The 11,051-nt window shown below is 72.2% G+C and carries 13 protein-coding genes, 3 tRNA genes and 1 pseudogene; 6 read left to right on the forward strand and 11 right to left on the reverse strand.

What is annotated here, in order from left to right; genetic code table 11:
- Positions 1-187: 187 nt before the first annotated feature.
- From ACFQ9Z_RS23540 to ACFQ9Z_RS23575, 8 genes and pseudogenes are all read right to left on the reverse strand, one after another.
- Positions 188-281, reverse strand: a pseudogene (locus ACFQ9Z_RS23540).
- 147 nt (positions 282-428) lie between these two features.
- Positions 429-1,883, reverse strand: a complete 1,455-nt coding sequence (locus ACFQ9Z_RS23545) for a DHA2 family efflux MFS transporter permease subunit (protein ID WP_383022067.1) — start codon at positions 1,881-1,883, stop codon at positions 429-431.
- 92 nt (positions 1,884-1,975) lie between these two features.
- Positions 1,976-2,545 carry a TetR/AcrR family transcriptional regulator gene (locus ACFQ9Z_RS23550; RefSeq protein ID WP_383022070.1) on the reverse strand — a complete coding sequence of 190 codons (570 nt, stop codon included), beginning with the start codon at positions 2,543-2,545 and terminating at the stop codon, positions 1,976-1,978.
- A 104-nt stretch (positions 2,546-2,649) separates the two neighbouring features.
- Complete coding sequence (locus ACFQ9Z_RS23555) at positions 2,650-3,078, reverse strand: MaoC family dehydratase (protein WP_383022072.1); 429 nt, start codon at positions 3,076-3,078, stop codon at positions 2,650-2,652.
- An 8-nt stretch (positions 3,079-3,086) separates the two neighbouring features.
- A complete protein-coding gene (locus tag ACFQ9Z_RS23560; RefSeq protein ID WP_281294177.1) occupies positions 3,087-3,539 on the reverse strand; it encodes a MaoC family dehydratase N-terminal domain-containing protein in 453 nt (150 codons plus the stop codon).
- Between the two features lie 107 nt (positions 3,540-3,646).
- On the reverse strand, positions 3,647-3,811 hold the full coding sequence (gene rpmG / locus ACFQ9Z_RS23565) for a 50S ribosomal protein L33 (protein WP_003948671.1): 165 nt from the start codon (positions 3,809-3,811) through the stop codon (positions 3,647-3,649).
- A 90-nt stretch (positions 3,812-3,901) separates the two neighbouring features.
- Positions 3,902-3,974 (reverse strand) — tRNA-Met (locus tag ACFQ9Z_RS23570).
- A 46-nt stretch (positions 3,975-4,020) separates the two neighbouring features.
- A tRNA-Thr gene (locus ACFQ9Z_RS23575) sits at positions 4,021-4,093 on the reverse strand.
- 368 nt (positions 4,094-4,461) lie between these two features.
- Here ACFQ9Z_RS23575 and ACFQ9Z_RS23580 point away from each other — a divergent pair.
- Positions 4,462-5,733 carry an amidohydrolase family protein gene (locus ACFQ9Z_RS23580; RefSeq protein ID WP_383022075.1) on the forward strand — a complete coding sequence of 424 codons (1,272 nt, stop codon included), beginning with the start codon at positions 4,462-4,464 and terminating at the stop codon, positions 5,731-5,733.
- A 193-nt stretch (positions 5,734-5,926) separates the two neighbouring features.
- Complete coding sequence (locus tag ACFQ9Z_RS23585) at positions 5,927-6,583, forward strand: NAD(P)H-binding protein (RefSeq protein WP_383022077.1); 657 nt, start codon at positions 5,927-5,929, stop codon at positions 6,581-6,583.
- A 179-nt stretch (positions 6,584-6,762) separates the two neighbouring features.
- Here ACFQ9Z_RS23585 and ACFQ9Z_RS23590 read toward each other — a convergent pair whose 3' ends face one another.
- Entirely contained in the window at positions 6,763-6,975 is a 213-nt protein-coding gene (locus ACFQ9Z_RS23590) for a hypothetical protein (protein ID WP_383022080.1), read from the reverse strand.
- Positions 6,976-7,305: 330 nt separating this feature from the next.
- On the opposite strand from ACFQ9Z_RS23590, the gene ACFQ9Z_RS23595 reads away from it, so the two are divergent.
- Complete coding sequence (locus tag ACFQ9Z_RS23595) at positions 7,306-7,548, forward strand: SpoIIE family protein phosphatase (RefSeq protein WP_383022408.1); 243 nt, start codon at positions 7,306-7,308, stop codon at positions 7,546-7,548.
- A gap of 440 nt (positions 7,549-7,988) precedes the next feature.
- Positions 7,989-8,483, forward strand: a complete 495-nt coding sequence (locus tag ACFQ9Z_RS23600) for a hypothetical protein (protein ID WP_383022083.1) — start codon at positions 7,989-7,991, stop codon at positions 8,481-8,483.
- A 110-nt stretch (positions 8,484-8,593) separates the two neighbouring features.
- On the opposite strand, the gene ACFQ9Z_RS23605 is transcribed toward ACFQ9Z_RS23600, so the two are convergent.
- Positions 8,594-8,675, reverse strand: a tRNA-Tyr gene (locus tag ACFQ9Z_RS23605).
- Between the two features lie 212 nt (positions 8,676-8,887).
- Between ACFQ9Z_RS23605 and ACFQ9Z_RS23610 the strand changes: the two genes are divergently transcribed.
- The gene (locus ACFQ9Z_RS23610; protein ID WP_143627952.1) at positions 8,888-9,376 is read left to right on the forward strand and encodes a YajQ family cyclic di-GMP-binding protein; all 489 of its coding nucleotides are present in this window, start codon (positions 8,888-8,890) and stop codon (positions 9,374-9,376) included.
- A 102-nt stretch (positions 9,377-9,478) separates the two neighbouring features.
- Here ACFQ9Z_RS23610 and ACFQ9Z_RS23615 read toward each other — a convergent pair whose 3' ends face one another.
- Positions 9,479-9,745: a GlsB/YeaQ/YmgE family stress response membrane protein gene (locus ACFQ9Z_RS23615; protein ID WP_143627954.1), complete on the reverse strand. Its 267-nt coding sequence runs from the start codon at positions 9,743-9,745 to the stop codon at positions 9,479-9,481.
- A 154-nt stretch (positions 9,746-9,899) separates the two neighbouring features.
- Here ACFQ9Z_RS23615 and ACFQ9Z_RS23620 point away from each other — a divergent pair.
- On the forward strand, positions 9,900-11,051 hold a 1,152-nt coding region (locus ACFQ9Z_RS23620; RefSeq protein ID WP_383022086.1), incomplete at its 3' end, for an APC family permease.

Here is an 11,051-nt window from a genome sequence, read left to right on the forward strand (position 1 = left end):
CGGCACCTCTCCCAGCTCCCGGCCCGGTCCCCCGCGCCGTTCACGAGCACCACCGTGCCAGCCACCCCTGACAGCACACTGACCCCCCGCCGACAAGCTCCGCACGCGCGCGCACACGGCAGAACACACACGCGCGTGAGCCTCGACAAGAGACCCACGCGCGCGTGCGATGCCGTACGACGTCAGGCGGAGAGGGCAGGATTCGAACCTGCGCAGGCCCTGGAGGACCCGACCTCAAGACATGCTCTCGGTCCCCGATGAACCACTCCGGGCACCTCTCCCAGCTCCCGGCCCGGTCCCCCGCGCCGTTCACGAGCACCACCGTGCCAGCCACCCCTGACAGCACACTGACCCCCCGCCGACAAGCCGCCCGCACGCGCGCGTGGGCCTCGGCGGGAGCCACGTGCGCGTGCGGGCGCGGTTCGGCGTCAGGCGGAGAGCGCCTCGGCGGCCGGTGCGGATGAGGCCCGTCCGGGCCGGCCGGCGGCCTCCTCGGTGCCCGGCGTCCGCCGCCGGCCCGGGACGAGCAGGGCGGCCAGGCCGGCGAGGGCGACCACCGCCGAGCCGGTGACGAGGGCGGGGCGCAGACCGTCCACGAAGTTCTGGGCACTCGCGTAGCCGCCCTGGGCGGAGAAGATCGACGACATGATCGCGATGCCGAGCGCGCCGCCCACCTCGCGCAGCGCGTTGTTGGCGCCGGAGGCGATGCCCTGTTCCCGCGGCCGGACGCTGGACATCACCAGGTTCGCGGCCGGCGCGAAGTACAGGGCCATGCCGATGCCGCTGATCACCAGGCCGGGGAGCTGGGCCGCGTAGGAGACGTCGGCGGAGACCACGTAGGCCATGTAACCGAGGCCCGCCGCCTGCAGGAACAGGCCGGTGGCGACGACCGGGCGGCCGCCGACGCGGTCGGAGAGGATGCCCGCCACGGGTGCCACGAGCATCGGCATGCCGGTCCACGGCAGCATCCGCAGCCCCGCCTCGGTGGGCGAGTAGCCGAGCACGCCCTGCATGTACTGGCTGAGCAGGAAGATCGAGCCGAACATGCCGACGAACATCAGCAGGCTGGCCGCGTTGATCCCGGCGAAGGCCCGGGAGCGGAACAGCCGCATCGGCAGCATCGGGGCGGTGGCGCGGGTGCTGTAGAGGACGAAGCCCACGAGCAGCGCGCTCCCGGCGAACAGGGCGGTCAGCACGGTGGTGTCGGTCCAGCCGTCGGCGGGTCCGCGGACCAGGCCGTACACGATGCCGAAGAGTCCGCCGCTGGCGAGCACGGTGCCGGGCAGGTCGAGCCGGGCGCCGGCGCCGTGGGACTCGGCGAGGCGCAGCCGGGCGAGCGGCAGCAGGACCAGGCCGAGCGGGACGTTCAGCCAGAAGATCCAGTGCCAGGAGATGTGCTCGGTGAGGCTGCCCCCGATGAGCGGACCGGAGGCGACCGCGAGGCCGTTGACGGCGCCCCAGATGCCGTAGGCCATGCCGCGCCTGGCGGCGGGCACGGCGGCGGTGAGCAGGGTGAGGGTCAGCGGCATCAGCACGGCGGCGCCGACGCCCTGGACGGCGCGGGCGGCGATGAGGGAGCCGATGCCGGGGGCCATGGCCGCGGCGGCGGAGGCGCCGGTGAAGACGGTGAGCCCCGCGAGGAAGAGCCGGCGGCGCCCGAAGCGGTCGCCGAGCGCGGCGCCGGTCATGAGCAGGACGGCGAAGGTGAGCGTGTAGGCGCTGACGGTCCATTCCAGGTCGTCCAGCGCGCCTCCCAGGTCCTCCCGGATGGAGGGCAGCGCGGTGGTGACGACGAGGTTGTCGAGGGCCGCCATGAATCCGGCGACGCTGGTGATGACGAGGGCCCATACGGCGCCCCCGCGTCGTGCGGTCTGCTGTGACATCTCTCCCCCTGAGGGTGTTCCAGCCTTGATTAGTTATTGATGACTAACTTTCGCGCCCATGAAACGAGGACCGGTCCCGCCCCCGCTCCGCCCTAGCTCCGGAGCGGGCCGGTGACCCGGGCCGACGGGTACATCGCCTGCCAGACCCGGTGCCCGGGCGGGAACCCCATGGCGGCGAGGGTGTTGACGAGCATCCCGTACGCCAGGAAGGTCGTGGTCTCGCTGTCGTCCGCGCCGAGCGGCAGGTGGACGGTGTCCCACAGCCGCATCCAGGCGGCCCGCACCGCCTCGCCGAACTCCCGGTCCCCCTCCGCCTCCGCCGCGGCCACCGCGATGTACGTCTGCATCTGCATCCGGAGCTTCTCGGGCTGCTCCGTGATCAGGCGCACGTAGGCGCCGGCCATGGCGTGCAGGGCCTCCTCGCCCTCCAGCCCCTCGGCCGCCCCGGCGAAGACCCGGCAGACGTCCTCCACGCACCGCAGGGACGCCGCGACGAAGATCGCCTTCTTGCCCGCGAAGAGCCGGAAGAGGTACGGCTGCGAGACGCCCACCCGTCTGGCGATCGCCTCGGTGGAGGTGCCGTAGTACCCCTTCTGCGCGAACTCGGAGATCGCCGCGCGAACGACGCTCTCACGCCGCTCCTCCGCACTCATCCTGGGCATGGAAAGTAAGTTAGTACTCAATCACTAACTCCGCAAGGCGCCCGGAAACGCGTGAGGGGCGCCCACCCGTGGTGGACGCCCCTCACTGCCGGCAGCCGGAGCCGTCAGGCCAGTCGCACGACCGCCCGGGACATGCCCAGCACCTTCTGGCCCGCGCTCTTGGCCGTCAGGTCGACCCGCACCGTCCCGTCGTCGAGTTTGTCCGCGACCTTGGCACTGACCTCGATCACCGCGCCCTCGTCATCGTTCGGCACGACGACCGGCTTGGTGAAGCGGACGCCGTACTCCACGACCGCGCCCGGGTCACCGGTCCAGTCGGTGACCACGCGGATCGCCTCGGCCATGGTGAACATGCCGTGCGCGATGACGTCCGGCAGGCCCACCTCCTTGGCGAACTTCTCGTTCCAGTGGATCGGGTTGAAGTCCCCGGACGCGCCCGCGTACCGCACCAGGGTGGCGCGGGTCACGGGGAAGGTCTGCGCCGGCAGCTCGGTGCCGACCTCGACGTCGTCGTACGCGATGTTCGCGGTCATCGGTCGCCTCACGCCTCCTCGGCCGCACGGGCCACGAGCTTGGTCCAGGCGGTCACCACGTGCTCGCCGGCCTCGTCGTGCACCTCGCCGCGGATGTCCAGGATGTCGTTGCCCGCGAGGGACTTGATGCCCTCGATGGTGGACGTCACCGTGAGCCGGTCACCGGCCCGCACCGGGCGGGCGTAGGCGAACTTCTGGTCGCCGTGCACCACGCGGCTGTAGTCGAGCCCGAGCTGCGGGTCCTCGATGACCTGCCCGGCGGCCCGGAAGGTGATGGAGAACACGAAGGTCGGCGGGGCGATCACGTCCGGGTGACCGAACGCCTTGGCGGCCTCCGGGTCCGTGTAGACCGGATTGGTCTCCCCTACCGCCTCGGCGAACTCGCGGATCTTCTCCCGGCCCACCTCGTAGGGCGCGGTGGGCGGATAGGTCCGCCCCACGAAGGACTGGTCGAGCGCCATTGGCCCGGCACCTCCTGGTCTCAGCAGCGTGTCTGGTCTCAGCAGCCTGTGAAACGACGTGAGGCCGCCCCCCAGCTTGCGGGGGCGGCCTCACGTACGAGCCTGATTTATCGCGTCTCGCGGTGCGCGGTGTGCGCGTTGCAACGCGGGCAGTGCTTCTTCATCTCAAGACGGTCCGGGTTGTTACGCCGGTTCTTCTTGGTGATGTAGTTCCGCTCCTTGCACTCCACGCAGGCCAGCGTGATCTTCGGGCGGACGTCGGTGGCAGCCACGTGAGTGCTCCTAAGACGAACAGATGGACTGATTCAACGCAAAAAAGAGTAGCCGATCGAAGGACCGACCCCGCAATCGGCTACTGTCAGTAGCGGTGACCGGACTTGAACCGGTGACACAGCGATTATGAGCCGCTTGCTCTACCGACTGAGCTACACCGCTGTGATGCGATCGGACCCCGTCTTTCGACGGGAACCTCTCACACCAGAGCCCCAAAACGGAATCGAACCGTTGACCTTCTCCTTACCATGGAGACGCTCTGCCGACTGAGCTATTGGGGCGAGCGATGAAGACATTACACGGTCCGCAGCCGTTCGCCCAAATCCGTATCCCGCCCCCCGCCGCACCGCCGTTCCCGGGTGGTCGCGGACACTCCCGGGACACTCCGGCCGCCCCCGCGAGCCCCCTGCGGCGCGGGCCCGCGGCCTTCCGTGACGCGCCCCACGCGCGTGTCCGCACCACACGTCGCCGCGGGTCACGGACCTCCAGGCACGGGCGGACCACGCCGGTACGACTATTGCGCTCCTCCGCGCCCCACCGTGCTCACCGCCCTAGGCTCGACCCACTCCGCGTGATCTTGAGTCCGGCGCACGTCCGGGCCCCGCTCGCGCGGCCCCGCCCCGAGCCCCCGGCCCGAACCTGGAGTCCGATGCCCGACAGCCATCCGCAGCCGCCCCCGTGGCCGTCGAACCAGCCGGGATCCTCCGGCGGGCAGCCCGACCAGGCCGCGGTGCTGCTGTGCGGGGCGCGGCTGACCGACGGCCGGACCGTGGACGTACGGCTCGGCGGCGGGCGCATCGAGGCCGTCGGCACGGCCGGCAGCCTGACCCCGGGCCCGCCCCGGCCGGGCACCTCCCGCGTGGACCTCGGCGGCTACCTGCTCCTGCCGGCCCCGGCCGAGCCGCACGCCCACGGCGACACCGCGCTGTCGGCCGAACAGCCCGGACCGGTCTCGTACACCCCCGAGGACGTCCAGCGCCGGGCCACGGAGGCGGCCCTGCTCCAGCTCGGGCACGGCGCGACGGCGGCGCGCGCGCACGTACGCGTGGGCGACGTTCAGGGCCTGGGCGCCCTCGGCGCCGTACTGCAGGCCCGGCGCTCGCTGCTCGGCCTCGCGGAGCTGACCACGGTGGCGATGCCGCGCCTGCTGACCGGGGTGGCGGGGGCCGACGGGCTCGCGATGCTCCGGGACGCGTTGAAGATGGGCGCGTCGGTGGTGGGCGGCTGCCCGGACACGGACCCGGATCCCACGGGCTACGTGGAGGCCGTCCTGGAGGTGGCCTCCGAGCACGGCTGCCCGGTGGACTTGCACACGGACGCCACCGACCCGGCCCGGCTCTCCCGGCTCGTGGCCATGGCGGGGGGGCTGCGCCCCGGCGTGACGATCGGCCCCTGCGCCGGTCTCGCGCGCCTGCCCGCCGACGCCGCCTCCCGGCTCGCGGAGCAGCTCGCCGCGGCCGGAGTGACGGTGGTGTGCCTCCCCCAGGGCGGCTGCGGCGCCGCGGACCGGCGCGGCGCGGCGCCGGTGCGGCTGCTGCGCGCGGCCGGGGTCCGGGTCGTGGCCGGCAGCGGCGCCCTCCGGGACGTCGCCAACCCCGTCGGCCGTGGCGACCCGCTGGAGGCCGCCTATCTCCTCGCCTCCGCGCACGGGCTGCGCCCCGAGGACGCCTACGAGGCGGTCAGCACCGCGGCCCGGGAGGCCCTGGGTCTGCCCGAGGTGCGCGTAGAGGCCGGGTTCCCGGCCGAGTTGCTGGCCGTACGCGGCGACCGCCTGTCCGGCGCCCTCTCCCTCGCCTACAGCCGGATCGTGGTGCATCGCGGCCGGGTGGTGGCGCGCACCAGCGCGGTCCGCGAGTACTGCAACTCGGCGGCGGCCGCCGAGCTGGGGCTGCCGAGGCAGGGGCGGGGGGAGCTGTCGTAGGGCGGGCGTCCGCTGCCCTTTGAGGGTCCACCGTGGCGGCCGTTTGCCGTGAGGGTGTCCGTGTCGTGGGGGCGTTCGTGTCGGTGCGGGGTGTGCTGCCGTGCGGGCGTCCGGAGCGGGCGTGGAACGACGGCGTCCGGCGCGCCGTTCACCCGTGCGGCGCACAGGCCGCTTCCGGCGTACGGTCGGAATCATGCGCATTGTCATCGCTGGTGGTCATGGTCAGATCGCGCTGCGGCTGGAGCGGGTGCTCTCCGCGCGCGGGGACGAGGTCGCGGGGATCATCCGCAGGGCGGAGCAGGGCGACGACCTGCGGGCGGCGGGCGCCGAACCGGTCCTGCTCGACCTGGAGTCCGCTTCGGTGGAGGAGGTCGCGGCACATCTGCAGGGCGCGGACGCGGCGGTCTTCGCGGCCGGCGCGGGCCCGGGCAGCGGCGCGGCCCGCAAGGACACGGTGGACAGGGGCGCGGCGGTGCTGTTCACGGACGCGGCCGTACGCGCGCGTGTGCGCCGTTTCGTGGTGGTGTCCTCGATGGGCGCGGATCCCGGGCACCAGGGCGACGAGGTCTTCGACGTGTACCTGCGCGCCAAGGGCGAGGCCGACGCGTACGTCACCCGGCAGGAAACCCTCGACTGGACGATCCTGCGGCCCGGCGCGCTGACGGACGAACCGGGCACCGGTCTGGTCCGCCTGGAGGCCCACACCGGCCGCGGCTCGGTCCCGCGGGACGACGTGGCGGCCGTGCTGGCGGAGCTGGTGGACACCTCGGCGACGGCCGGTCTGACGCTGGAGCTGATCAGCGGCTCGACGCCGGTGTCGGTGGCCGTGAAGTCGGTCGCGGGTAACTGAGACCGCCGGCCGGGCGTCCTCCGGCCGCGGGGCTACGGGCCGTTCACGGGCCGGAAGGACCACGGTCCGTTCACGGGGCGGAAGTTGCAGGCCGCTCACGGGCCGGAAGGGCCACGGTCCGTCCACCGGCCGGAAGTTGCAGGCCGCTCACGGCTCAGAAGTTGCAGGCCGCTCACGGCTCAGAAGAGGGGCAGCTGCCCGGGGAAGTCCGGCACGGCGTACCCGTCCAACGCCGGCTGGACCGCTCCGAGTTGCGCCTGCAGCCGCGACCCGGAGCAGGAGACCAGCTCGGCGTTCTCCCGTACCCCGGGCGGGTCGTGCCGCGCGAAGCGACCCGCGACGACGGCGATGTCACGGCGGCACACAGGACAGGTTCTGCGACGGGATGCCATGCGGCCAGTGTGCCCGCCGGCCGGCGCCACCGCAGGAGCGGAGCCCGCGCTCGCCCCTCCCCCGACGCCGGGACGCCGGACCGGGAAACACCGGTGCGCCTGAGTGGCTGTCCCTCGCCGGCACCGGCAGGGCGCTGAACAGCACCCTCAACGTGGAGGAGGGCCTGCGACGGGTGTGCCACGTGCTGACCCGGTGGCCGGCCGACTGGTGCGCGGTGGACCTCGTCGACGAGACCGGGCAGGTGGAGCGGGTGGGCATCGTCCACCGCTCCTCACCACCCAGGACGGCGGCCCCGCTACCTGAACACGGGCAGGGGCCTGCTCATCGGACTGGACCCCGACCTCCCCCGGGCTTCCGCCTGCGTCCCGCTGCCGCCCCACTCCACCCTGCTGCTCTTCACCGACGGCCTCATCGAGCGCCGCCGCGAGTGCCTCGGGCCTTCGGCCTTCTCGGCACCCGACGTCCGCAGGCGGGCGACGACGAGACGGAACGACCGAGCGGCCGACTCCTCCCTACGGCCGACAGATGATCCGCGGCTACGCCGGGTTCAGTACTCGCCCCGACGGTTCTGAGTCTGATCATTTCCAACCAACCGTGCTGATCAGGAAAGATGAGACTACTTGCCCGTAGGTTCGCCAAGCCGGTGCACATCACCCGTTTGCCGCCATGCCACTGACCCGTCAAGATGGCTCCTCCTGTGCCAGGGGGGCGATGGAGGCATTGCATGTCTGCTGGGAGTGACGGCGGGGCGAGAACGGCGTGGATCGGGGCCGCGGCCACAGTCGTCGCGGCATTGATCGGTCTCTACGCCGCCCAGTCCGGCGGTGACGGCGGAGGGGGGACCAGCGCCGAAGGCCCCGTCTGCGGTGGCGGCCCCGAGTGCGGTCAGCCCGAGCAGACCCCTTCCGCGGAACGGCCGAAGCCGACGGAGCGGAGCCCGCGTTCCCGGCCGGCCCCCGCGGACACTTCACCGGACGGCGGCGACGCGGATGCGCCGCTCCCGCAGGACCCGGTGACGTCCGAGCCGACCGGCGCCGCGCAGGAGCCGGTCGGCAAGCCCCTGCCGGTGGCCCTGTCGGGCAGCAACGTTCCGGAGGGCGTCCAGTTGACGCCCGACAGTTGCGTCATGGGACGGTGCACCTTCCAGAGCGAGGAGAACATCCCCATCGGGGACGCGGCCTTCAACACCGGATGGGTCGTGAAGTGCACGATCGGCTGCGGCGCGACCGAGAAGGCCGACATAGACCTTCAGCTCGGCGGCAAGTACCGAACACTCGACGCCACGCTGGGCATTGACGGGCAGTCGGGTTCGCTGGCCGGGCCGGTGACCATCCGGATCATCGACAAGACGAACGGGTCAATGCTCAGGGACTACACGTTCACCTCCGGCAAGAGCGTTCAGCTCCGCCGGTTCCGCGTGGCCGGGGTGACGATCCTGCGCTTCGAGTTCCTGGGGCCCCTGAGCACGAGCATGGCCGCGGTGGGCAGCCCGATCGCCTACCCGTGACCAGACGGTCCCTATTGGCCCCCGACCCGTAGACCTGATGGCCGTCCCGGGCCACGACAAAGGCCCCGTGACCTGCTGTACTCGCAGGTCACGGGGCCTTTGTTCCCGTGTGGCGGCGCCAGGATTCGAACCTGGGAAGGCTGAGCCGGCAGATTTACAGTCTGCTCCCTTTGGCCGCTCGGGCACACCGCCGGGGTCGCTGCCCCTCGAACCGTCTTTCGGCGGCGCTCCGTGGCAACGACGTAAACAATACCCGATGCGCGGGGGTGCTTCGCCACCCGATTGATCTCCACCCGCCGGGTCCCGGGTGGCTAGGCTGGTGCGGATGCGGCCCGGCGTCACGCCGGGTTCGGCGGCCGCCGCCACGCACCCGATACGCACCCCGATACAAGGAGCCACAGGACATGGCCGACTCCAGTTTCGACATCGTCTCGAAGGTCGAGCGGCAGGAGGTCGACAACGCCCTCAACCAGGCCGCCAAGGAGATCTCGCAGCGCTACGACTTCAAGGGCGTGGGTGCCTCGATCTCGTGGTCCGGCGAGAAGATCCTGATGGAGGCGAACTCCGAGGACCGGGTGAACGCCATCCTCGACGTCTTCCAGTCCAAGCTGATCAAGCGCGGCATCTCGCTGAAGGCGCTGGACGCGGGCGAGCCCCAGCTCTCCGGCAAGGAGTACAAGATCTTCGCGACGATCGAGGAGGGCATCTCCCAGGAGAACGCCAAGAAGGTCGCCAAGATCATCCGTGACGAGGGCCCGAAGGGCGTCAAGGCGCAGGTCCAGGGCGACGAGCTGCGGGTCAGCTCCAAGAGCCGCGACGACCTGCAGACCGTGATCGCCCTCCTCAAGGGCAAGGACTTCGACTTCGCGCTGCAGTTCGTCAACTACCGGTAGGACGGCACAGTCCGGCGCCGGTCACGCGCAGGAAGGGTGGGCACCAGGCGGTGCCCACCCTTCGTTCGCCCGGTCGCTCCCCGGCGTCCCGCCGCGCCCGCCTCAGTCGCGCGAGTTGCCGAACAGGATGCGGTAGACGATCAGCAGGACCAGTGAGCCGCCGATCGCGGCGGCCCAGGTCGCGCCGTCGTAGAAGTGCTTGCTGATCGGATGGTCCAGCCAGCGGGACGAGATGTAGCCGCCGATGAACGCGCCCGCGATGCCGATGAGGGTCGTGCCGATGAAGCCGCCCGGGTCGCGGCCCGGCAGCAAGACCTTGGCGATGGCTCCGGCCAGAAGCCCCAGGATGATCCAACCGATGATGCTCATGCCGTGAACCTGCCCTCCCGCGCTGTGTCCGCACTCTCCGATCCCTGAGGATCCGGTGAGGATCGGCTGTCGACGCGCGCGTGTTCGTGCCCTGTCGACTAAGAGGACGCCTCTAGTCCATCCGCCGGTTGCGGTGATCAGTAGGGTGCCGCTCATGACAGGTTCCGGCACCGCGCTGCGGCGCACCCTGGGCGTACGGGACGCCGTGGTCGTCGGCCTCGGCGCGATGCTGGGGGCGGGCGTGTTCTCCGCCCTGGGTCCGGCCGCCCGTGCCGCCGGGCGGGGGCTGCTGCCGGGGTTGGCCGTCGCGGCCGTGGTGGCCTACTGCAACGCGATGTCCTCGGCCCGGCTGGCCGCCCGCTATCCGGCGTCGGGCGGGACGTACGTGTACGGCAGGGAGCGGCTGGGCGAGTTCTGGGGGTATCTGGCCGGCTGGGCGTTCGTGGTCGGCAAGACGGCCTCCTGCGCGGCCATGGCGCTCACCGTGGGGGCGTACGTGTGGCCGGGGCAGGCGCACGCGGTGGCGGTGGCGGCCGTGGTGGCCCTGACCGCCGTGAACTACGGCGGTATCCAGAAGTCGGCATGGCTGACGCGGGTGATCGTCGCCGTGGTGCTGGCGGTCCTCGCCGCCGTGGTCGTCGCGTGCCTCACCTCCGGGCACCTGGACGCGGGGCGGCTCGGTCCCGGTCCCGCGACCGGGCCCGGCGGGGTGCTCCAGGCGGCCGGCCTGCTGTTCTTCGCGTTCGCCGGGTACGCGCGGATCGCCACGCTCGGTGAGGAGGTGCGGGATCCGGAGCGCACCATTCCGCGTGCCGTTCCGCTGGCTCTCGGTATCACCCTCGTGGTGTACGCGGCGGTCGCGGTGGCCGTTCTCGGTGTGCTCGGGGCAGGCCGTCTGGGGCAGGCGGCGGCGCCGCTGGCCGACGCGGTGCGCGTGGCCGGGGTGCCTGGGCTCGTGCCGCTGGTCCGGGTGGGGGCCGCGGTGGCCGCGCTGGGGTCGCTGCTCGCGCTCGTGCTCGGGGTGTCCCGGACGACCCTCGCCATGGCCCGCGACGGCCATCTCCCCCGTGTGCTGGCCGCCGTGCACCCACGGTTCCGGGTCCCGCACCGGGCCGAACTGGCCGTGGGCGCGGTGGTCGCCGTGCTCGCCGCCACGGTGGACGTGCGCGGCGCGATCGGCTTCTCCTCGTTCGGCGTCCTCGCCTACTACGCTGTCGCCAACGCCTCGGCCTGGACGCTGAGCCCGGCCCCACGGACCCGGGTGCTGCCGGCGATCGGCCTGGCGGGCTGCGCCGCACTGGCCTTC

The organism is Streptomyces sp. NPDC056580 (genome assembly GCF_042793175.1).
Taxonomy (GTDB): Bacteria; Actinomycetota; Actinomycetes; order Streptomycetales; family Streptomycetaceae; genus Streptomyces.

Bases quoted from the DNA above. Each gene is read 5' to 3' on its own strand.
- ACFQ9Z_RS23560 (WP_281294177.1), bottom strand. From the start codon at position 3,539: ATGGCGCTCGACCAGTCCTTCGTGGGGCGGACCTATCCGCCCACCGCG.
- ACFQ9Z_RS23545 (WP_383022067.1), bottom strand. From the start codon at position 1,883: ATGTCACAGCAGACCGCACGACGCGGGGGCGCCGTATGGGCCCTCGTC.
- ACFQ9Z_RS23580 (WP_383022075.1), top strand. From the start codon at position 4,462: ATGCCCGACAGCCATCCGCAGCCGCCCCCGTGGCCGTCGAACCAGCCG.
- ACFQ9Z_RS23585 (WP_383022077.1), top strand. From the start codon at position 5,927: ATGCGCATTGTCATCGCTGGTGGTCATGGTCAGATCGCGCTGCGGCTG.
- ACFQ9Z_RS23590 (WP_383022080.1), bottom strand. From the start codon at position 6,975: ATGGCATCCCGTCGCAGAACCTGTCCTGTGTGCCGCCGTGACATCGCC.
- ACFQ9Z_RS23550 (WP_383022070.1), bottom strand. From the start codon at position 2,545: ATGCCCAGGATGAGTGCGGAGGAGCGGCGTGAGAGCGTCGTTCGCGCG.
- ACFQ9Z_RS23615 (WP_143627954.1), bottom strand. From the start codon at position 9,745: ATGAGCATCATCGGTTGGATCATCCTGGGGCTTCTGGCCGGAGCCATC.
- ACFQ9Z_RS23555 (WP_383022072.1), bottom strand. From the start codon at position 3,078: ATGACCGCGAACATCGCGTACGACGACGTCGAGGTCGGCACCGAGCTG.
- ACFQ9Z_RS23610 (WP_143627952.1), top strand. From the start codon at position 8,888: ATGGCCGACTCCAGTTTCGACATCGTCTCGAAGGTCGAGCGGCAGGAG.